The sequence below is a fragment of the Chryseobacterium sp. B21-037 genome (assembly GCF_028570785.1).
Lineage (GTDB): Bacteria > Bacteroidota > Bacteroidia > Flavobacteriales > Weeksellaceae > Chryseobacterium > Chryseobacterium proteolyticum.
Map to the genome: position 1 here is coordinate 2,636,475 of NZ_JALGCB010000001.1, position 20,963 is coordinate 2,657,437.

Here is a 20,963-nt window from a genome sequence, read left to right on the forward strand (position 1 = left end):
GTTATTTAATGATTTGCCCTTTATAATATTTTTCAAGGAAGAAAGAAAGGTCTGCCCTGTAACCAATTCCGGAAGCCTCAAATTTCCAGCTTCCATTCCTCTTGTATAACCTGCCGAACTCGATTCCCGTTTCTATAGAAAAATCCTCATCCAGTTCATATTTGGCGATTTCCTGGTTGCTATTATTATCAATGATCCTGATATATGAATTTCTTACCTGACCAAAATTTTGTTTTCTTCTTTCAAAATCTTCGATGGTAACCACAAAGAGTATTTCTTCTACTCTTCCATCAACTTTTTCCAAATCGATAATAATAGATTCATCATCATCCCCGTCACTGTTCTTTCCACTCGGATCATCACCCGTATGAGTCAATGCGCCATCCGGAGAGCTTAGATTGTTATAAAAAACAAAATAATCTTCACTTACAAGTTTTCTTTCCGCATCGATCATAATTGCAGAAGCATCAAGATCAAAATCATATCCTCTTCCATCATTAGGATCCCATCCTAGTCCAATCGTTAGTTTTGTTAATCCTATATCTATTCTTTGTCCTTTCTGTAGGTTAATTGCCATAATAAAATCTTAAATATCTAAGATAAATTTGATTTCCCGAATATCCAAATATTTTAATAGAAAAAGCCCGATCTAATTGACCGGGCTGTATTGTATATCAGAATGGATATTAACTTTCAAAATTATTGTGACTGACTCTGCTATTTCTTGCTTTCGCCAGCATTGGAATAGAAATCAATCCCATGACCAGCATAATTACAATTTGCAGAGGTAAGGAAATAAAAGAATAAGTAAGTCCCATTTCACCTCCTAATTCCGCACTTTTTCCCATGGATATAAATAATGCCATAAATCCGAATTTCATAGCCAGGTTGAAGGCTCCGATACCTCCACTGGCAGGAATGATCATTCCCAATGTTCCTACTACAATAATAAAGAAACCGTCAGCAATGGTGAAGTTTGAAGTTTCCGGAAGTGCAAAACATACAAGATAGGCTGCAAAATAATAGGATATCCAGATTCCCAGCGTATACAAAATAAACTTTCCTTTCTGTTTCAGCCTGAAAATCGAAGTGATCCCCTGGAAGATTCCATCTATAAAGCCAATAATCTTTCCTAAAAGAGGAATTGTTGCAAGCTTCTTTTTGAGAACAAAAAAAAGTATTGTTCCTACTACAAGAATTAAAAGAATGATTAAAATTTTATTTGGGTTGATATCTATTCCTGAGTTTTCGTAAAAAGAAAGAATGGCCTTGTATTTAAAGATTAAGGTTAATCCCAAGAATCCCAACATACAAATAAGATCAACTACTCTTTCCAAAATAATCGTTCCAAAAGATTTATCTACCGGAACTCCTTCCACTCCATACAATGCCGTAGCCCTTGCTACTTCTCCACTTCTGGGAATGGTAAGATTCATCAGGTAGCCAAATGAAATAGACCACAATGAATTGGAGTTAGAGATCTGATGCCCCATAGGTTCTAATAAAAGATTCCAGCGAACAGCCCGAAACCAGTAGGCTAAAATCCCAAAAACAGAAGCAAATAAAACCCACAGGTAGTTTGCTTTTGCCAATGATTTCTGAATCACCTTAAAATCAAGTCCCTTTAAAGCAAGCCATAAAAAAAAGCCTGCAAAAGCAAGCGAAATTACGACTGTAATTATTGACTTTATGGGATTCGTTTGTTTTTTCTCCATGAATCAGGTAAGAAGGTTTGTCTTTTCATCCGGGAAAACGATCTTTGGCTGGAAACTTTTTGCCTCCTCCGGCGTCATTTGTGCATAAGCTATAATAATGATGATATCATCCTTCTGAACTTTTCTTGCAGCAGGCCCGTTTAAGCATACCTCTCCGGATTTTCTCTTACCTTTTATAATGTATGTATCGAAACGCTCTCCATTGTTTACGTTTACGATATAAACTCTCTCACCTACCACCAATCCGGCAGCTTCGATAAGATCTTCGTCAATCGTTATACTCCCGATATAATTAAGGTCTGAGGCAGTAACCCGTACCCTGTGAATCTTTGACTTGAAAACTTCTATTAACATGCTGCAAATTTATTAATAAAAATTTATAAATTGAAGTTTATAACCATTTTAAAAGCATCAGATACACAGGTATTTATTTTTTTTTAAATTAAAATATTTGGATTTTACTTACTAAATCTACAATCATATCACCAAATACATTAATACTTAATACAAATTCAAGATTTAATAAATACAAAAAATAATATTCCGATTTAGCTAAAGTCAATACACATAAGCATTTGGCATGATTTTAGTAACGGGTAACGTAGATTTTTGGTGAAAAACCGAATTATGATATTTTGATGTTTTTTCGCCAAAATCAAAAAAATAACACAAAATTTAATAAAAAAATTGCACAATTAGAAAATAGTATTATATTTGCTATAATTACGAACCAACTTTAATATTAAAAATTATGAACAAGTCTGAATTAATCGACGCAATCGCAAAAGATGCAGGAATTACAAAAGTTGCAGCAAAGTCTGCTCTTGAATCTTTTATTTCTAACGTAACTACTACTTTAAAGAAAAAAGACGGAAAAGTTTCTTTAGTAGGATTCGGTACTTTCTCAGTAGCTGAGAGAGCTGCTAGACAAGGTATCAACCCTGCAACTAAAAAACCAATCAAAATTGCTGCTAAAAAAGTTGCTAAATTCAAAGCTGGAGCTGATCTATCTACAGCAGTTTCTGGAGCTAAGAAAAAATAATCATTCAGATTAGAAAATGCAAACCTCATCTTTTGATGAGGTTTTTTTATGTTTATTCAGTTTGATAAAGGGATTAAGGCGCTAAACGGGAAATTTTCCAGTCGAGACCTTCAAGCTGATAGATAATCCTGTCATGTAATCTATTGGGTCTGCCCTGCCAGAATTCTATCTCATAAGGTTTTGCGATATAGCCACCCCAATTCTCGGGTCTTGGAACTTCATCCGTTTCATATTGCTTCTCCAGCTCTTTTAATTTCTCTTCCAGAAACTCCCTGTTGGGAATAATCTGGCTTTGAGGCGACACTACTGCACCCAGCTGGCTGCCTTTTGGTCTGGAATGAAAATAGCCATCACTCAGATTCTCCGCTACCCGTTCCAAATTGGCTTTTATGATGATCTGCCTTTCAAGTGTTGGCCAGAAAAAATGGAGACAGGCCTTATGATTTTTTTCAATTGCCTTTCCTTTCTTGCTTGAATAATTGGTGTAAAAAATAAACCCTTCATACGTATATGCCTTTAAAAGAACCATTCTCGTCCTTGGGCATCCATCTTCCTCTACAGTTGATATAGCCATTGCATTTGCTTCGGAAACACCTGGATTCTCTGACGCTGTAAGAAACCAATCCCTGAATTGCTCAATCGGATTTTGTTTTATCTCACTTTCAATAAGTTGGGATTTCTCATAGATTTTTCTCTTATCGTGAAGGTTTTCCATAAATATTTTTTATTAAATTTGAGTATGCATTACTCATACAAAGGTAAAATATTAATTTCCACACCTGATATTTCCGGAGATATTTTTTCCAGATCAGTAGTCCTTATCGTAGAACACAACGAAAGCGGCGCATTTGGTTTAATATTAAATAAGAAAAACAATCAGGTGAGTGGCAAGTTCAAGAACTTCTTTGATTTTAAAATCGATGTGTACGATGGTGGACCGGTGGAAAATGATAAGATATTCTTTATTGTAAAAGGCAAAAAAGTAACGGAACTATATACTGATATTGCTGATGGATTTTATCTGACAGAGGATATTGAAAACATCATTAGCGCCGTTTTAAGTGGAGACCTCCTTATAGATGATGTCAAGATCTTTTCCGGATATTCAGGATGGACAGCCAATCAGCTGGATAGTGAGGTTCAAAGAAAAATGTGGACTGTAGTCGATATCTATAATCTGGACTATACATTACCCAATGACCAGACCTTATGGAAAACTATCATGCAGAATCTGGGTGGTGAATATCTACTCTGGGCTAATTCCCCGGAAGATATTTCATTGAATTAATTCTACTTATATTGGGAATTAGAGAGAAAATATTAACAAATTTTAAGCTTGCTTTAACCAATTTTTAAGAAAGAATTTCCGTTATTTGAATAACCAAAAAGTCGTGAAAATGAAAATCTTAAAACAACTTATTTTATTTTTCTTTCCGGAAGTATTTTTAACTCTTAAGCCTATTAAGGTGAAGCGAGGCAATAAATAAAAATAATATTGTAAATAAGTCTGCCAGATACATCTCAGCAGGTTTAAAAAAATACAATTTCTGATATATTCAGAATAAAACCCGGTAAAGGACTTTGGAACTTTTGTTGTTTACCGGGTTTGTCAATTTTAAAAACTTTCCTTCCATTTTTCCACCAATTCGGTGAATCGGGAATTTCCAAAAGTCTTATTTCTTATCTTTCCTACAGAAAATATGCCTTTCTCATCTGAAATCATTAAAATTTCTTCAGCTTTCTGAGATTCAAATGCAATAATTTCATGCTCCTGAATATCAGCAAGATTATTCTTATGTAAAAAAGTAACAAAATTTTCCAGTAAAGGAGAAATGTATGCACCTTCAGAATGTTTTGGAACTTTAATGATATTTCCTTCTAAAAACAGAAGGTTTCCAGAAGTAGATCTCGCAATCCTCTTATTCGGATTAAGCAGAATCACATCATCCAGATCGTTTTCCTGAGCATAAATCCCTCCATAGATGTTTTCCGGACAATGAACCCTGATATTACTCAAAAGATTATTATTTACATTAATTTCTTTGATAAGATCAAGCTCAAGAAGCCTTTGATGAATGGCCAGAATATCATCCTTTTCATCGACTTCATAAAAATAGGAAATTGATGATTTTGCTAAAGTAAGTTCATCTGAATTTCTGAAAACCTGAAAATTAATAATCGCATTTTTACTATTCTTTCCTTCAATCACCTCTTTTTGAAAAAGAGTTTGAAAAAATTCAAGAGTATAAGTCAAAGGAATATTCATTCTCATTTTTCTCATTGAGGCCATTAGGAAGAAATAACACTCTTCGTCCATAATGAGCTTAGAGTTTCTAATAAAAAAAGAAACCTTTACAGCATCTCCCAGGAGAAATGCCCTGTTCTTCACATTCAATTCGTCTGATGTAAAATATTGATTTTCCAATGTATGATTTATTTATAAAAAAATAATGAACGATAAATCGTTCATCAGTTTTATCATTTTGTACAGCCCACTATTAAGCAGCCCCTAGTTTTATTCTTAGGTTTTCTATAAGATTCTCCCAATACATCGCATTTTCTTCTTCATCTCCTTCTTCACAAAAGTCTGTGATATTTAAAGCCAAATCTTCAGTAATATCATCAATCGTGATGGTCATTTCAAAGAAATTCTTTGTTCCCTCATCTTCTTCCCATCTGAAACGCACGAAACCTTCTGGCTTATATCTAATCAAAGTCGCCTTTTCAGCAGGGCCTCCACCCCAGCTAAAAAAGAAGTCATCTCCTTTCTCTACTACCTCATCCGCAAACCATTCAGATAATCCTTCTGCCGTCGCCAGATACTCATATAAAATCTCTGAAAGACAATGCATTGGAAATTCGTAATGGACTTTAAGTTTCGCCATATAATCTTTGTTTTATCGTCCCGCAATATATAAATTAATTTTTTTATTACACAAAAATGTATTTACTTTTTTATACAATATGCATGATATTTGTCACAGTTGTTCTGACACTATCGTGAAGGATTTTAAAAGCAAAATTTACAGTGCTTGGCATAAAAAATTCTCTTCTTTGAAAGAAGAGATTGATATCTAATTTTCGTTTAAAACTTCAAGGATAATCTGGCATCCCTCTTTTATTTCCTCAAGAGATATGGTTAATGGTGGAGAAATTCTTAAATATTCATTCCTGTACAGTTGCCAGAACACTACAAGACCTTTTTCCATACACTTCTGAGCAACTTTTAAAGTATATTCCGGGCTTCCTAAATTTACAGCGAGCATCAACCCTCTCCCGTTTATATTACTGATCTTGGGATGCACCAGTAATGCCCTGAATAGTTCCTCTTTCCTGTCCACCTCATTCATTAACCCACTTTCTAGCACTTCTTTTAATGTTGCATAGCTGGATGCCGCTATAAGAGGGTTCCCTCCGAATGTAGTGATATGTCCCAACTTCGGCGAATGTGACAAACTATTCATTATTTCCTTAGAGCTCATAAAAGCCCCAACAGGGACTCCACCTCCCATTCCTTTCCCCATAACAAGGATATCCGGAACAATTCCATAATGCTCAAATGAAAACAGCTTACCTGTCCTTCCAAACCCCGGTTGTATCTCATCCAGGATAAGGAGAGCCCCCACCTCCTCACATCTTTTTTTTAATTTCTTCAGATAATCGTTCTGAGGAACTAAAAATCCTGCCGCACCCTGTATCGTTTCAAGGATTACACAGGCTGTCTTCTCTGTAATCTTATCCAGATCGTCTTCATTATTGAATTCAATAAATGATACCATCGGTAAAAGAGGACGAAATTCCCTCTTATGATACTCATTTCCCGAAACACTTAATGCTCCATGGGTATTTCCATGATAAGAATCTTTAAAGGAAATAATTTCTTCCCTTCCGGTATATCTTTTGGCCAGCTTCAGACTTCCATCTATAGCTTCAGCTCCACTATTGACAAGATAAGTAACTTCCAGCGGATCCGGAGTAGCTTCTGCCAGCAAACGACATAATGCCACAGGTTTATCCTGCGCATATTCACCATATACCATTACATGAAGGTACTTTTCCGCCTGTTCTTTGATTGCATTAACGATTTTAGGATGGGAATGTCCCAAAGTATTGGCAGAAACTCCTGCTACAAAATCAAGATATCTCTTTCCGTCCGTTCCAAAAATATAGCTTCCTTCTGCTTTTTCAACTTCAAAACCTGCTGCAAATTGTGTAGTTTGTGCCTGGTATGAAAAAAAACCTTTTTGCAATTCCATTTTAAATAAAATTTTAGCAAAGCTAAAAAACATTCATTAAATCCCGAAATTATCATTACACAAAAAAAGCCTGCTTTTTGGCAGGCCTTTTATATTTTACAGAAACTTATTTTCTGACTCTCTTAGGTTTTTTAGCTTCTTCCTTAGCTTTTTCCTTTTCAACAGCTTCTTTAGCCGCATCATAAAGTTCAGTGTCGGCTTCGTATTTTATCTCTTCATATCCAGGAGTATCTACGAGGATATCCTGCCATTTCCTGATTCTGTCTTTTGTATTCCAGTTAAAGTCCTGAAACTTTCTTCTGGCAGGTTCTATCTTACTCATAGGATATGTATCGGACGTTGCCCCGATATTACAGGATACAATCTGAAGTACTCTGCTTTCAAATATAGCATCAATAATTCCACATGAGGTAAGGGTAATACCTATTCTTTCATTCTCTTTAGTCTTTTCGTTAAAGTCATCCGCATAACTTATAGCCTGTGCATTTCCTATAACTTTGGTTTCTTTGACCTCGCTTTTTTCATAATAAACGGTCATGAGCTTTCCTTTTACCTGGTTGAACTCATCTTTCAGGTTCAAAGAATCAACTTTACTTATAGCAAATGCATTTCCTATTACTTTCAAGGAGTCAAGATCCTCGGTTGCCGTATTAAAATAAGCTTCGATTTTATCTCCTGTCACCTGCTTTTCTCCACTCCATAAGATTGGTGCAGTATACATATGCATAATACCATCCGTTTCGTTAAATGCAATGGAATCTGCTCTTCCCTGTGCATTGGACTTATAAAACCTTCCTTTCCTGAATGCTCTCAAAAAACTTTTTTTCTTTGTAGCATCAGTTTCATCAGGTTTCTGATAAGAGATTATCTTTTCAGCTGCAAAATATATAGAATCCTTTTCAAGGATCTTTACGGCATATGGATTTTTGGTAATGATCGAAGAATCTTTCTTTTGAAAAATTTCTCCATAACCTCCTTTCACATATCTTTTTTCTTTAGGATCATCTAATGTCACATTTCCGGTAGCTGTACCAAACCCTGTGAGCTGATTAAAATACATATCATCTCCGGTCAGAATTTTATCGTTATAATGTATCCTCGAATTTTTATTAAGGTAGGATTCTTTAGAACCCATTTTATAGGTACCTCTTTCGGTGTATATATAGTTTTTCGGATTGGCCCTGTTGGTTATCGTTGTCGGACCAAAGAACTCAGCAACTTTAGTATTCTGGTTCTGTTTAATGTTGGGACCTTCGATAACATAGTCCGGAGTATCAATTTTTACATTGCCTACAAAATCGATCATCTTCGTATCCAGAAAATAGGTCGCAGATTTTGTATACATCACATTCTGTCCGTCAGAAATCGTTCCTCCTGTATTAAAATAGGCAAGATTCGAAAGTTTATCGTAATAAAGAATATCGGTTCTGATGGTTTGCTTTGGGTCGGTAAGTACTACGTTCTTACGTGCAACGCCCTTTTGGGTATTCCCATCGTATTCCATTTCCCCAGCAGTAATTACCGATCCATCTGTGTTCTGGAGCTTTGTATTACCAATCGCTTTCGCAAAGTTTTCTTCGCTATACAGCACAACTTCATCTGCCGTAAGTATAGAACCCTGATTTTCGATTTTTACATTTCCCTCAAGATATTGGTTTCCGTCATACTTTGCAGGATCTTTTTTTACAAAATCCGCATGGATGATTTTAATTTTATCTTCAGGTCTTATTTGCTTGGGTGCATTATTATTTACAGGAGCTTTTAAATAAGGATCCCTTTGCGCAGGCTTTTGTTGATCTTGCGCAAACATAAAAGTAGAAACAAAGAGTATCAGAAAAAGAATCAGTCTCATTGATTAGTCATTCTTAATGCCATAAAAATACAGCGAATGAGAATCAATTTTTACGCCAAAAGCATCTTCTATAGCTTCTTTGATCCCTTGAATCCTAGGATCACAAAACTCTATAATTTCCTCAATCTCCTTATCAGAATCTTTTTTGTAGATCACCAAGTGATCGTGTTGCTTATCAAAATAAGACTTCTCATAAGATGAAGACGTCAGTGTTTTTTCTCCAAATTGGTGTTTACGAATTAGCCCTGCATCCAGGAAGATCTCAATTGTATTGTAAATTGTTGCTTTAGAAACATGATATTTCTTCTGCATCATCAACAAATAGAGATCATCCACATTGAAGTGGTGATCCATATTATAGATCTCTTCCAATATGGTGTATCTCTCAGGTGTGTTTCGGAAACCTTTTTCTAAAAGGTAGTTTCTCAAAACATCTTTGATAAGAGCTATATTTTTTTCTTTTTGTATAGTATCCATTAAAATAATTATCTACAAATTTATTAATTTTTATTTAAATAGATAGTATGCTTATAAAGTGGTGCTTAGAAGTTATGGCGTAAAAATCCCGCCTGTTCAATTTTTTTATCATATAATGTCTCCTCTGTAATCGGAGCAGATTCCACCACTACATTGTGTGAAGTGACTCCCCAGGCCTTGAAATCGTCACTTCCGATATACTTCACAAAATTGTAAATATTAAGCGTGATTTTTTGTTTTACTGTCAAAAGTATATCATTGATATACGTATTATCTATAATCACATACTTAAGATCCGGAGGTATATTATGTGCTCTCAAAGAAGGGTGACTGCTTCTTGATGGAATAGTTCCATCAGCCATAAGGTCTTTCAGAACCATACCGAAATAATCATTGATTCTACGGTCTACTTTAAATCCTAAAAGAAAATTCACTTTAAATACAGTTCCTGGTAATATTTCATCTACCGTATATTTAAAAGTATAGGGATCTTCCTGATTTACAATACTTAAAACAAAATAATGATCTGCCCTTTTAGGCTGTTTCTTGATGATGGAATAAATAATCTTTGACTCTACCTCGTCATTTCTTTTTGCTCTGCTTAAGTAAGCCAGATTGGTAGCATATTTAGGAATGGTCTCATCAAGTTTCATATCCTTAATAATAGACACATATTTATCGATCTTTACATATTGTATAAAGTTAGCCTTGATCAGTCTGCCGTTATACCATGCATACATACATACTGCAATAAACCCACCTAACACCATTGTTAGCCATCCTCCATCAACAAATTTGATGACATTGGCATAGAAAAATCCTGATTCAAGGAAAAGATAAACCGCTCCAAAACCGATGATAAAGAATTTGCTTACCCGTGTTCTGCTCAACCAGAAAAGTAATAGTATGGTTGTCATCAACATGGTAATGGTAATCGTCAGACCATAAGCCGCTTCCATTCTTTCAGATTTTTGAAAAAATATAACCACAACAAAACAGAATACCATCAATCCCCAGTTTACTCCCGGGATATACATTTGTCCTTTAATACCCGAAGGATATTCAATGTGCTGATTAGGCCAGAATGAAACTGACATGGCTTCCGAGAACATGGTAAATGATCCGGTGATTACGGCCTGACTGGCGATAATTGCAGCAGCTGTTGCAAGGATAACCCCAGGTAAAACAGCCCATTGCGGCATAATTCCAAAGAATGGATTCACTCCACTGAACACCTGATGATAATTATCCAGCAGCCATGCCCCTTGTCCCAGATAGTTCAGGATAAGCATTAATTTTACAAACACCCAGCTGATTCTTATATTTTTAGCACCACAATGCCCCAAATCCGAGTACAAAGCTTCCGCTCCTGTTGTACAAAGGAACACTGCTCCCATGATAACAATAGCACTTGGAGAGTGTGTAATAAGATTGTAGGCATATATCGGGTTGAATGCTCTTATAATTTCAATGTGATCAAAAAGATGGATTGATCCGAAAACCCCTAAAGCCAGGAACCAGGTTACCATAACGGGTCCAAAGAATTTCCCAATAGAAGCCGTTCCAAACTGTTGTACCACAAAAACTACAAACAGGATGACCAGGGTAATGAGAACTACCGGTGTCTCGGGATTATATATTTTTAAACCTTCAATAGCAGACATAACCGTTAGTGAAGGAGTGATTACACTATCTGCAACAAGTGTTGCCGCTCCTATAATGGCAACCACATAGAGCCATTTCTTCTTGAGTTTCTTTACTAGTGAATAAAGTGCAAGAATTCCCCCTTCTCCTTTATTATCTGCTCTTAGAGCAATAATTACATACTTTATAGTAGTTTGAAGGGTCAATGTCCAGATAATACATGATAATGCACCTTCAATATATTCATCGAATGGCATTGCCGCACCATCTTTTCGGGCATTCACAATTGCTTTCATTACGTACAATGGTGACGTCCCAATATCCCCAAAAACAATTCCGAGGGACACAATAACCCCTACAAATGAAAGTTTCTTTAGGTCAAAATGATGACCACCCTCTGTAACTTCTGACATATCAGCTAATTTTAAAAGCGCAAATCTACACTAAATTTATGACCTCATGAATTATTCTTCATGAATATAATAAATGAAAAAACTTCCTTTCGGAAGTTTTTCTCTATGATTTAATATACAACGCATTTTTAATCTCCTCTTTCACTTTTTCAAGTTTAGGGAACCATTCTGCAAATAAAGCTGCTGAATATGGAGCAGGAGCATCAGGAGTCGTAATTCTCTTGATTGGTGCATCCAGATAATCGAAAGCTTTTTGCTGAACCATATATGCAATTTCAGAAGAGATAGACGCAAACGGCCATGCTTCTTCCAAAATAACCAGTCTGTTTGTTTTCTTAACAGAATTTAAAATAGCATCATAATCCAAAGGACGGATTGTTCTAAGGTCGATCACCTCTACAGAAATTCCTTCTTTAGCCAAATCTTCAGCAGCCTGAATCGCTACTTTCATGATCTTACCAAAAGAAACCAGAGTTACATCCTTACCTTCTTTCTTGATATCTGCCTTTCCGATCGGTAGATAGTATTCTTCTTCAGGAATCTCCATTTTATCTCCATACATCTGCTCGGATTCCATGAAGATTACCGGATCATTATCCTGGATTGCTGATTTCAATAATCCTTTTGCATCATAAGGATTAGAAGGTACGATCACTTTCAATCCCGGACAGTTTGCATACCAGCTTTCGAAAGCCTGAGAGTGTGTAGCTCCCAATTGGCCTGCAGAAGCAGTAGGACCACGGAAAACAATAGGACAATTCCACTGTCCTCCACTCATCTGACGGATTTTTGCTGCATTATTGATAATCTGGTCAATTCCTACCAAAGAGAAATTGAATGTCATAAATTCTACAATGGGTCTGTTCCCATTCATCGCTGCACCTACGGAGATTCCGGTAAAACCAAGTTCTGCGATCGGTGTATCGATTATTCTTTTAGGACCAAATTCATCCAGCATTCCTTTTGAAGCTTTATACGCACCGTTGTATTCTGCAACTTCCTCCCCCATTAAATAAATGGATTCGTCTTTACGCATTTCCTCACTCATTGCCTGTGCAATTACCTCACGAAAAGTATATTCTGCCATATTTCTTTGAAAAATTTAGACTACAAAAATAGTGTTTTTTTATTACACACATCATAAAAACGGCATCTCATTTAAATGAAATGCCGTTAATTAATTTTATTTAAAACAGATTAGTTTACTTTTTGCCAAGTCTGCGTTCTTCCCAACAGGGATAAACCTATGTATCCTCTTACATTCAACTGATCTCCGGATCTTGTAATCGTACATTTATACGTTTTCCCAGTCTTCGGATCTGTAATAGTTCCTCCGCTAAATTCGTCACCTTCTTTTTTTAATCCCCTGATAATTTCCAGTCCAAGAATAGGTTTTCCTTTTCTGTCATCTTTACAATTTGTACAGTTAGGATCAGCAGGCTTTATAAGTAATTGCGATACCTTGCCATAATAAGTCCCATCTGTTTTTTTATAGATTTCAACAATAGATTTTGCCTGTTTGGTTTCATCATCTATAGTTTTCCATTTTCCTTCTATCTGTGCAAAAGATAATATACTTGCCAAAGAAAATGCCAGGGTAAATAATAATTTTCTCATATACTTGTTATTTTAATTTTGATATACTGTTCTTGTTATCTATTTAACGTTAAAAATATAAATTAATTTTAAACAAACAAAAACATTTATTATACTAGGCATATATAACAAGACACATACCAATTTAAAAAATTAAACACCCTCTTAGTTCAGTTTACGGTTGATAACCCTGTCCATATAATCCTGATACCAGGCTTTGGCAATCTCCTTTCCTTTTTCAGTCTCCGGTGTATTCAAATGATCTGCCAGATTTTTCTCCAATCCCAGATCTGATTTATCATAAATGCCTACTACATTTTTTCCGTCGAAACGATAGATATAATTCCCAATAATAAATTGTTCCACACCGCCATCTGAATTTGCTATGATAGCAGGGTATTTTTTATCACTTACGAGACTTCTTCCCCAGCTTCTTATCCTTTTATTATATCCGATCAGATCTGCCAGTGTTGGGTAAATATCAATCTGCTGTGCTTCTTCCGTATTTACTCCTTTCAAATGATATTCGGGATTGGGAGAATATAAAATAATCGGAACGGCAAAACGGTTCATACTTTTCTGATATTCCGGATAATAGATTTCATTGGTATGATCTCCGGTAAACACGAAAATAGTATTATTATACCAGGGTTGTTTTTTAGCCGTTTCAAAATATTTTTTTATTGAATAATCAGTATATTGTATCGGTTCATGCATTTGATTTTTACCTTTTTTAAATTTCCCCTGGTATTTTTCAGGAATTTTAAAAGGATGGTGAGAAGAAGCGGTAAAAACAGTAGCCATAAATGGTTGCGTTTTCCCAACATTTTTAGCAAAGTATTGCAAAAATGGCTCATCCCAGATCGCCCACATTCCGTCAAAATCGGCATCATTATTATATTCGGTCTTTCCAAAATAATGTTTGAAGCCTAAAATATTTCCAAAGCCCAGGAATCCCATGGATCCATTGGGTGCTCCATGATAAAATGAGGTATCATAACCCAGATCATTACATATAGAAACAATAGATTGTATTTTCTGATTGGAATATGGTGAACTTGTAAAAGCATCCGTAAGACTCGGAATTCCGGCAAGCACACTGCTCATTCCATGGATAGACTGTCTTCCATTCGCAAAGGTGTTGGGAAAAATTAAACTTTCACCAGCTAAACTATCAATAAACGGGGTGTAAGAAACATAATCTTTAATATTCTTATCCTTATTAAAAGCTCCGGAATATTCCCTGCTGAAGGATTCAACAATAAATATTACGATATTCGGACGGTTGGTTACCTGCCTGTCGTATATTTTATAAGGCTGGATATTATCCTCTATAAACTTCTGGTCTACAAAGTGAACTTCTTTAAAATTATTGGTTCCTAATGTTCTGAAGAATGAAAACGTACTGTTCAAAACCATATTCCCCTGAGATGGAATTTTCACGAAACGATTTGCGTCCACAAGATTAATAGGCCTTGTGCTGTGTCTGAAGTCTCCACGGATCCCTCCTACTACCAAAACTGTAATTCCACATAGACAAAGGACAGAAAGGATAAAATAAGGAATAAGTCTTACCGGCTTCTGTTCTGTGATCTTTATCCTTTTGTAAAGAAAAACCCATAGTGCCATAAGAACAAAAAACCATATAAGAACAAAAGGATTCTGAACAATGGAAGCACCAAACACTTTTCCGATATTAGTTTCATGCTTGGCCACCTGAAATGCAGCCGACGTTAATCTTGTCTGGGCAAATTTATAATAAACAAAATCACCGAAGTTCATGGCATAGGCAATTCCATTTGTGATAAAGTAAAGCCAAAATAACATTTTTTGATATCCCTTTCTGGTATTGATTATAACAGGGATAAGACTCAGCAAAATAAATAAAGAATTGACATATAAAATTGCAGTAGTATCAAAGGCAATTCCATGAAAAGATAAACTAAAATAGTCTGAAACCGAATCTACCTTTATGAGCTCTTTATTAAAATACCAGAACAAAAATCTGGCAATCTGATAAAAAACATATGCCAAAAAAATCCGATATACCAATACCAGAACTTCCTGTTTTCTAAATTCTTTAAAAAATTTCATTTGGCAAATTTACATCAATTTCAGATTAATGTATTTTTTAGTGGGGAATATTTTAACCTAGAATTCTTAAAAAATGTAATTTTGTGACTATGAATTTTATTAAAAACAATCTTGCGAACGTCCTAACCTTAGGAAATTTATTTTCCGGATGCATAGGGGCAGTGCATCTTATCCTTGGTGATTATAAAATAACTGCTATTTGCCTTATCCTTTCGCTGGTTTTAGACTTTTTTGATGGCTTTGTTGCCCGTGCTTTAAAAGCTAATTCGAATCTGGGGGTTCAGCTGGATTCACTAGCGGATATGGTAAGCTTTGGTTTTATTCCGGGATTGACCATGTTTGTTGCTCTCGCAGACAATTCTTATTCTCACATTCCATGGTATGCTTATTCAGGATTTTTACTTACTGTATTTTCATGCCTGAGGTTAGCAATTTTTAATCTGGATGAAGATCAGAAGTATTACTTTAAAGGTTTAAATACACCTTCCAATACTATTTTAATTTTTGGCTTGTATTATGCCTTTAAAAAAACTCAGAGCTATGAGTTTATATTTTCCAATCTATATCTGATGATAGCCATTACCATTGTCTTTTCGTTACTTTTGGTAAGCCCTGTTAAAATGATTGCCATGAAATTCAAATCCATGAAACTGGAAGACAATTATCCAAAACTTGCTTTATTAATAGGTTCCATTATCATTCTGATCATATTGGGAACAGTAGGAATCCCTATGGTTATACTTTATTATATTTTAATTTCACTTATATTTCAAAAACAACTTACATAAATTCAGAATTTTGACTAAAATAAATTGAAATATTATTACTTCAAAATTCACTATCTCAACTTATAAATCTTCAATATGAATTTAAAACTATATAAACCTCTTTGCATTTTCGACCTTGAAACAACGGGAACAAATATCGGAAAAGACAGGATTGTTGAAATCTGTATTCTAAAGGTAAATCCCGATGCATCCAGGGAAAGTAAAACCTGGCGTATTAATCCTGAAATGCCAATTCCTTTGGAATCGAGCCAGATTCACGGCATTTATGACGAAGACGTTAAGGACGCTCCTACTTTTAAATCCATTGCTTCGAAGGTAATGGAAATGATTTCAGGCTCAGATTTGGGAGGTTTCAACTCCAACAGGTTTGATGTTCCTCTTCTTGCAGAGGAGCTTTTGCGTGCAGGAATTGATTTTGACCTGAGTAAATTCAAGTTGGTGGATGCCCAAACCATCTTCCATAAGAAAGAACCGAGAAACCTTGGAGCCGCTTATCAGTTTTATTGTGGTAAGACATTGGAGAATGCCCACTCGGCTGAGGCTGACGTTATGGCAACCTTTGAGGTATTAGATGCCCAGGTAGGAAAATATGATGACGTGCCGAATGAAATTGCTGCTTTGAGTGAATTTACATTTCATAATAAGAATGCGGATTTAGCAGGGTTTATCGGATTCAACGAGAAGATGGAGGAAACTTTCAGCTTCGGTAAATATAAAGGACAATGTGTAAAAGTAGTTTTCCAGAAAGACCTGGGATATTATGGTTGGTTACAGAACGCCGATTTTCCTTTGTATACAAAGAAGGTCTTTACAAAAATTCAACTATCAAGTAAATTCTAAGGATGTCAAAACTTGTTCGTTTTAAATTTTACGAAACGGCTCTTGAAGCCAATAGGGATAAACAGATATTGGCAGAAAAAGGCCTTAACAGCTTCATAGCTAATGAGCAGCTCATTCAGTCGGACTGGCTATTGTCTCAGGCAGTGGGAGGAATTCAGCTTCAGGTTTTTGAAGACGACCTGGGTAAAGCAACGGAAATTTTGAAAGATTACAAAGAAAACGAGAATATAGCTCTTGAAGTGGAGCATACCATCGAAGATCCCGAATTCGATTTTGTATGTCCAAAATGTGGCTCCAATCATATTTACAGAGATGATAGTGCTACAAGTTTTTTCGGAGTTTCTATCTTAACAAGTCATAAGTTCATCTGCTATTACTGTGAGAATGAATTTACCCATTAACAATTAAATAATTTTTGCAAGGTATCATCGTCAATGATTTCATACCATGCAATAAAAAAATATAAGCATATGAAAATTATCTGCATAGGAAGAAATTATAGTGAGCATGCGAAAGAATTAGGAAATGAAATTCCTGAAAAACCTGTAATCTTTATCAAACCTGATACTGCTGTCCTGAAGGGTAATGATTTTTACCTACCCGAATTTTCTAAAGATATTCATTATGAACTTGAGGTGGTATTGAAAATCTCAAAAGGAGGAAAATACATCCAAAAAGATTCCGCCCATAAACATTATGAAGAAATCGGTTTGGGGATAGATTTTACAGCAAGGGACCTGCAGACAGAGTTAAAATCAAAAGGCCTGCCTTGGGAATTAGCTAAGGGGTTTGATGGTTCAGCTGTAGTAGGAAACTTCTTTAATAAAGAAAATTATAATCTGGAAAGTTTAGGCTTTTCATTACTGCAAAATAAAGAAAAGGTACAGGACGGAAACACAAAGGATATGATATTCAGTTTTGATGATATCATCGCGTTCGTTTCCCAGTATTTCACATTAAGAGTGGGAGACCTTATCTTTACGGGAACTCCAAAAGGAGTTGGGAAAGTTGAAGAAAATGATATTCTGGAAGCATTCCTTGAGGATGAAAAAATTCTGGATATCCGAATATTATAAGTATTTAACAGCGTATTTCATATTTTTTTCACTATCTTTAGTTAACAAAATTAAAGGTTATGATAAACATTATATTGCCCGTGGATTTTGGGGATAAAACAGAACAACTCGTAGATGGTGCGATCAAATTTGCCAAAGAGATAAATGGCAAGATTCATCTGATCCATGTAGCACCTACTGACATTGGATTTGCTATTGGTGATATGGGATTTCAGTATTTTCCTGAAGTTGAAGAAAATGAGATCAGAGAAGAACTGGTACAGCTGAATAGGCTTGAACAGAGAATTATTTCTCACGATGTAGAATGCGAGCATCTTTTAAAACAAGGTATTGCCAAAGATATTATCCTGGAATACGCTAAATCAAAAAATGCCAGCTATATCGTAATGGGCTCTCACGGAAGAAGTGGAATTTATGATGTTTTTGTAGGCAGCCTGACTAAAGGTTTAACGAAAAGCTCTACAATTCCGGTTTTGGTACTTCCTATTCACGAATAAAAAAAGTAAATTTTAACCGTTATAAAAAAGCCGATCAAATAATTTATTTGATCGGCTTTTTACTATATAACCAATTAATTAACCTTCTTTTTTGTAGATACTTGGATCATAATAAGGGTGTTTTCCCTCTGTTGGAGAATAGTAGTCTTTATCTTTATCACCTCCCAGTGTAACCACCAGAACGTAACACCAATAGGTGAACAACACACAGCAAACAATAAATAGGATCCAGTTTAAAACATTTCCAAAGGAATCAAAAAAACCGAAAGACCATTTGAAAACTTTGCTTAAGAATAGAAAGAAAGACGTCATTATTTTCCTTTTTTAAATTAACTTTGTACAAATTTATAAAAAATGTTTAAATTACTTTCAAAAGAAAGCAATATTTTTTCAATTCCTGTTTATATTGGTTTTCTTCTTTTAATAGTAATAATATTTAACATCCTGAATTTCAATACTTATGAAGCAATTGTTGCCGGAATAACATTTCTGGGAATTGCTTTGGGATATTTCTGTTTTCACAGTATTGCACTTAATCACCAGACTCATCTTCCCTTATTTTTATATTCATTTTTCATTTTCGGGCTCTATCCGGGAAATCTTGATATCGGAATTGCCGTATCATTACTTACTAATTCCTTTCTTTTGCTTCTTCTGACGAGCGCTAATGAAGATACCCGGAAAAAATCATATGTCCTGGTAGGTGCCATCGTTGCATTGAATTTTATTTTTTTACCTACTACATGGCCAATGGCCGTTTTTGTAGTTATACACGTTATTGCAACCTCTGAAAAAATAAGTTTAAATATATTCAGATTTTTACTTGGAATTATCCTGATCGTGTTCAGTTATTTTTCTGTCATGTTCTTTATGGACTTTACCACCTGGAACCTTGATTATTTCCCATTTGGAAAGATGAAACTGATTACAGATTACAGAGGAATTATCCCTTTAATCCCGGTTGCATTAATGCTGATCTATGCGGTATATGATCACTTTAAAAATTACAACAAAAAAAGCCCGATAAGCAGATATAAATATACCTTCCTATTGGTTTTCTCTTTAGCTCAGCTGGTTACTATTATCCTGTATATGAATAAGAGCTATGAATATTTACTGCTCCTCGCATTTCCTTCCAGTATCATACTGAGCCGGATGATGCGTTTTTTGCCCAAATACTGGATGCAGGAAGTCAGCCTTTGGCTGATTATTTTGAGTTTGGTTACCTTTAAAATAGGTACGTATTTTAATTTATTTTAAAAAGATTATGATTCAGATAGACGATAAATTAATCTCCGAGGAAATATTTTCCGAGGAGTTTGTTTGCAACCTTACCAAATGTAAGGGAGCATGTTGTGTGGAGGGAGATGTTGGAGCTCCTTTAGATAAAAACGAGCTTGAAATTTTAGATAATATCTTTGATAAAATCAAACCTTATCTGACGAAAGAAGGTGTAAAAGCTCTTGAAGAACAGGGAACATGGACAACCGATCCCTCTGACGGAATGTATGTAACGCCCATGGTAGAAGACCGCGAGTGTGCCTATGTAACATTCGATGAAAAAGGTATTACAAAATGCGGAATTGAAAAAGCGTATGAAGACGGTGCTATTGACTGGCAAAAGCCGATTTCGTGTCATCTGTATCCAATACGAATTACGGAATACTCTTCTTTTACTGCTTTAAATTACCATGAATGGTCTGTGTGCAGCGATGCATGTACATTGGGAAGAGAATTGCAGGTTCCTGTTTATAAATTCCTGAAAACACCCCTTATCAGGAAATACGGTGATGAATTCTATACCGTTCTAAGTGAAGCTGCTGAAGAATGGAAAAAAGAATATGGAAATTAAAAAAATAAAAACCGCAGATTTTGCGGTTTTTATTTTTTATAAGCTGTAGGTTTTACCTTATTATAATTTAAAATCAGCGTCCGTAACACCGGAATTCAGAACAATTTTAGTGGTTTTAATAACTACCTTCTGTCCATTTCCTTCGGCATCTACTTCTCCAGGGAACTTCAATCCGTCTACAGTCATGTAATCTTTTACAATCGCTGTACCTTCTTTTGATTCGGACTTGTATAACAATCCTGTAGTTGCATCAAAGAAGTATTTTCCTTTATCTGAAGTTAGCACATTATAATCTTTACCATCTATCTTCTCTACATTTACGGATTGGAAAGAAGCAGGATCATATCCCAATGCATCAACTGTTTTGCTTTTTTTAAGGTCAGCAATTTTATCCGCAGGAATATCCATTTTTTGTCCCATCTGGTCAAAAGTTCCTTTTTCGCCATCGAAAACCTGAGTCATTTGTTGCCCCATTACGCTTTGTACGGACTTGAATTTATTTCCCATCTTTTTAGTCGTCATAGCAATTTCCATCCCTTGTACAGTAACGGTATTTTCTATAACGGTTGTTTTTATAGCTTCTAATTTATCTCTTCCCCCAAAGCTTTAAGATAATTATCTATTACTTCTTTAGGTGTCAGTTTCGATTTTACTGCTTCTGTTTTAGCAGCGGTTGTTTTTTGCTGTGCTGCTACTGAAGTGGAAAAAAGCACTGCACAGAAAAACGGAATGATTATCTTTTTCATATAATTTATTTATTACGTAAATATAGGAATATTGCCCGATATAAAATCTATGTTTTTTACAACAAAAAACCACCA

The 20,963-nt window shown here is 35.3% G+C and carries 25 protein-coding genes; 9 read left to right on the plus strand and 16 right to left on the minus strand.

Going from position 1 to position 20,963, the window contains the following annotated elements; genetic code table 11:
* Position 1: 1 nt before the first annotated feature.
* The 3 genes from MTQ00_RS11665 to panD form a co-directional block, all read right to left on the minus strand.
* Positions 2-577, minus strand: coding sequence for a TerD family protein (locus MTQ00_RS11665; protein WP_172280161.1), 576 nt, complete (start codon positions 575-577; stop codon positions 2-4).
* A gap of 109 nt (positions 578-686) precedes the next feature.
* Positions 687-1,715 (minus strand): lysylphosphatidylglycerol synthase transmembrane domain-containing protein, encoded by a 1,029-nt coding sequence (locus tag MTQ00_RS11670; RefSeq protein WP_273649186.1) that lies wholly within the window; start codon positions 1,713-1,715, stop codon positions 687-689.
* 3 nt (positions 1,716-1,718) lie between these two features.
* A complete protein-coding gene (gene panD / locus MTQ00_RS11675; RefSeq protein WP_172280165.1) occupies positions 1,719-2,069 on the minus strand; it encodes an aspartate 1-decarboxylase in 351 nt (116 codons plus the stop codon).
* 397 nt (positions 2,070-2,466) lie between these two features.
* On the opposite strand from panD, the gene MTQ00_RS11680 reads away from it, so the two are divergent.
* Positions 2,467-2,757 (plus strand): HU family DNA-binding protein, encoded by a 291-nt coding sequence (locus tag MTQ00_RS11680; protein ID WP_034682524.1) that lies wholly within the window; start codon positions 2,467-2,469, stop codon positions 2,755-2,757.
* Positions 2,758-2,830: 73 nt separating this feature from the next.
* Here MTQ00_RS11680 and pdxH read toward each other — a convergent pair whose 3' ends face one another.
* Positions 2,831-3,472 (minus strand): pyridoxamine 5'-phosphate oxidase, encoded by a 642-nt coding sequence (gene pdxH, locus MTQ00_RS11685; protein WP_273649191.1) that lies wholly within the window; start codon positions 3,470-3,472, stop codon positions 2,831-2,833.
* A gap of 24 nt (positions 3,473-3,496) precedes the next feature.
* Here pdxH and MTQ00_RS11690 point away from each other — a divergent pair, with 24 nt between their 5' ends.
* Entirely contained in the window at positions 3,497-4,045 is a 549-nt protein-coding gene (locus tag MTQ00_RS11690) for a YqgE/AlgH family protein (RefSeq protein ID WP_273649193.1), read from the plus strand.
* A gap of 327 nt (positions 4,046-4,372) precedes the next feature.
* On the opposite strand, the gene MTQ00_RS11695 is transcribed toward MTQ00_RS11690, so the two are convergent.
* From MTQ00_RS11695 to MTQ00_RS11735, 9 genes are all read right to left on the minus strand, one after another.
* Entirely contained in the window at positions 4,373-5,182 is an 810-nt protein-coding gene (locus MTQ00_RS11695) for an aminotransferase class IV (protein ID WP_172280171.1), read from the minus strand.
* Positions 5,183-5,255: 73 nt separating this feature from the next.
* Complete coding sequence (locus MTQ00_RS11700) at positions 5,256-5,642, minus strand: START-like domain-containing protein (RefSeq protein WP_172280173.1); 387 nt, start codon at positions 5,640-5,642, stop codon at positions 5,256-5,258.
* 189 nt (positions 5,643-5,831) lie between these two features.
* Positions 5,832-7,013 (minus strand): aspartate aminotransferase family protein, encoded by a 1,182-nt coding sequence (locus tag MTQ00_RS11705; RefSeq protein WP_373428025.1) that lies wholly within the window; start codon positions 7,011-7,013, stop codon positions 5,832-5,834.
* A 106-nt stretch (positions 7,014-7,119) separates the two neighbouring features.
* Positions 7,120-8,865 (minus strand): OstA-like protein, encoded by a 1,746-nt coding sequence (locus tag MTQ00_RS11710; RefSeq protein ID WP_273649196.1) that lies wholly within the window; start codon positions 8,863-8,865, stop codon positions 7,120-7,122.
* Between the two features lie 3 nt (positions 8,866-8,868).
* On the minus strand, positions 8,869-9,342 hold the full coding sequence (locus tag MTQ00_RS11715) for a Fur family transcriptional regulator (protein WP_089027587.1): 474 nt from the start codon (positions 9,340-9,342) through the stop codon (positions 8,869-8,871).
* A 65-nt stretch (positions 9,343-9,407) separates the two neighbouring features.
* Positions 9,408-11,399, minus strand: coding sequence for a KUP/HAK/KT family potassium transporter (locus MTQ00_RS11720; RefSeq protein WP_172280177.1), 1,992 nt, complete (start codon positions 11,397-11,399; stop codon positions 9,408-9,410).
* A 103-nt stretch (positions 11,400-11,502) separates the two neighbouring features.
* Positions 11,503-12,486 carry a pyruvate dehydrogenase complex E1 component subunit beta gene (locus MTQ00_RS11725; protein ID WP_273649199.1) on the minus strand — a complete coding sequence of 328 codons (984 nt, stop codon included), beginning with the start codon at positions 12,484-12,486 and terminating at the stop codon, positions 11,503-11,505.
* Positions 12,487-12,596: 110 nt separating this feature from the next.
* Complete coding sequence (locus tag MTQ00_RS11730) at positions 12,597-13,016, minus strand: DUF2147 domain-containing protein (protein WP_273649201.1); 420 nt, start codon at positions 13,014-13,016, stop codon at positions 12,597-12,599.
* A gap of 144 nt (positions 13,017-13,160) precedes the next feature.
* Entirely contained in the window at positions 13,161-15,089 is a 1,929-nt protein-coding gene (locus tag MTQ00_RS11735) for an LTA synthase family protein (protein ID WP_273649203.1), read from the minus strand.
* Positions 15,090-15,178: 89 nt separating this feature from the next.
* Between MTQ00_RS11735 and MTQ00_RS11740 the strand changes: the two genes are divergently transcribed.
* The 5 genes from MTQ00_RS11740 (at position 15,179) to MTQ00_RS11760 (ending at position 18,290) form a co-directional block, all read left to right on the plus strand.
* A complete protein-coding gene (locus MTQ00_RS11740) occupies positions 15,179-15,877 on the plus strand; it encodes a CDP-alcohol phosphatidyltransferase family protein (RefSeq protein ID WP_273649205.1) in 699 nt (232 codons plus the stop codon).
* Positions 15,878-15,952: 75 nt separating this feature from the next.
* Positions 15,953-16,717: a 3'-5' exonuclease gene (locus MTQ00_RS11745; RefSeq protein WP_273649206.1), complete on the plus strand. Its 765-nt coding sequence runs from the start codon at positions 15,953-15,955 to the stop codon at positions 16,715-16,717.
* Between the two features lie 2 nt (positions 16,718-16,719).
* Complete coding sequence (locus MTQ00_RS11750; RefSeq protein WP_273649208.1) at positions 16,720-17,118, plus strand: hypothetical protein; 399 nt, start codon at positions 16,720-16,722, stop codon at positions 17,116-17,118.
* A gap of 69 nt (positions 17,119-17,187) precedes the next feature.
* Entirely contained in the window at positions 17,188-17,793 is a 606-nt protein-coding gene (locus tag MTQ00_RS11755) for a fumarylacetoacetate hydrolase family protein (protein ID WP_172280191.1), read from the plus strand.
* Positions 17,794-17,852: 59 nt separating this feature from the next.
* On the plus strand, positions 17,853-18,290 hold the full coding sequence (locus tag MTQ00_RS11760; protein WP_172280194.1) for a universal stress protein: 438 nt from the start codon (positions 17,853-17,855) through the stop codon (positions 18,288-18,290).
* 78 nt (positions 18,291-18,368) lie between these two features.
* Here the strand turns inward: MTQ00_RS11760 and MTQ00_RS11765 are convergent, their stop codons facing one another.
* Positions 18,369-18,602 carry a DUF6341 family protein gene (locus MTQ00_RS11765; RefSeq protein WP_172280196.1) on the minus strand — a complete coding sequence of 78 codons (234 nt, stop codon included), beginning with the start codon at positions 18,600-18,602 and terminating at the stop codon, positions 18,369-18,371.
* A 42-nt stretch (positions 18,603-18,644) separates the two neighbouring features.
* Between MTQ00_RS11765 and MTQ00_RS11770 the strand changes: the two genes are divergently transcribed.
* Positions 18,645-19,550 carry a DUF6427 family protein gene (locus MTQ00_RS11770; RefSeq protein WP_172280198.1) on the plus strand — a complete coding sequence of 302 codons (906 nt, stop codon included), beginning with the start codon at positions 18,645-18,647 and terminating at the stop codon, positions 19,548-19,550.
* A gap of 7 nt (positions 19,551-19,557) precedes the next feature.
* Positions 19,558-20,142: a DUF3109 family protein gene (locus MTQ00_RS11775; protein ID WP_172280199.1), complete on the plus strand. Its 585-nt coding sequence runs from the start codon at positions 19,558-19,560 to the stop codon at positions 20,140-20,142.
* 60 nt (positions 20,143-20,202) lie between these two features.
* Here the strand turns inward: MTQ00_RS11775 and MTQ00_RS11780 are convergent, their stop codons facing one another.
* Together MTQ00_RS11780 and MTQ00_RS11785 are read right to left on the minus strand one after the other, a co-directional pair.
* A complete protein-coding gene (locus MTQ00_RS11780; protein ID WP_273649214.1) occupies positions 20,203-20,649 on the minus strand; it encodes a hypothetical protein in 447 nt (148 codons plus the stop codon).
* 74 nt (positions 20,650-20,723) lie between these two features.
* Complete coding sequence (locus MTQ00_RS11785; protein WP_273649216.1) at positions 20,724-20,888, minus strand: hypothetical protein; 165 nt, start codon at positions 20,886-20,888, stop codon at positions 20,724-20,726.
* Positions 20,889-20,963 lie beyond the last annotated feature (75 nt).